The sequence below is a fragment of the Acrocarpospora phusangensis genome, assembly GCF_016862995.1.
GTDB classification, from domain to species: domain Bacteria; phylum Actinomycetota; class Actinomycetes; order Streptosporangiales; family Streptosporangiaceae; genus Acrocarpospora; species Acrocarpospora phusangensis.
Genome location: NZ_BOOA01000218.1, coordinates 1 through 576, shown reverse-complemented (window position 1 = coordinate 576; position 576 = coordinate 1). Strand labels below are relative to the sequence as shown.

Genomic DNA, 576 nt, shown 5'->3' with positions numbered 1-576 from the left:
CCGGCGTGTCCGGTCCGGCGATGGCCGCCGATGACCCCGACACCAACGGGGTCGAGGTTTCGGTCACCATCGAACCCCTCCGCGTGCCCGGAACCGTCTCCATGACCGTCGCCGACAACACCGGCGTCACCCTGTCGGAGAACGGCTCCAACGACGCCGCCCGCCAGTTCACCGGCACCCTCCCCACCGTGACCGTCACCGACACCCGCCTGCCCGACGAGATCCCCACCGGCGACTTCTGGGCCGTCGTCGGCCAGTCCAGCCAGTTCGTCGCCACCGGCGACCCCACCAAGACCATCGGCCCGCAGTACCTCGGCTGGGCACCCCGCCTGCTGTCCGGCACCACCACCGGAGCCGTCGCCGCCGGCGAGCCGGTCTCCAGCGTCGTCGCCGACGGCACCGGCGCCCCCGCCGTCGGCCTCCAAGGCCAGGAACTCCTCGTCTCCACCGCCAACTCCGCGGACGAGATCGGCACCCACCAGGTCAACGCCGACCTCGCCCTGCGCACCCCCGTCGACGTCGCCGCCGGCGAATACCACTCCACCCTGACGCTCTCACTGTTCAACCAGTCCTGAG

The 576-nt window shown here is 71.7% G+C and carries 1 protein-coding gene; it reads left to right on the top strand.

Features of this window, described 5'->3' with window-relative positions; genetic code table 11:
* Positions 1–575: hypothetical protein (locus Aph01nite_RS41000; protein WP_373872399.1), on the top strand; the 575-nt coding region annotated here is incomplete at its 5' end.
* Position 576 lies beyond the last annotated feature (1 nt).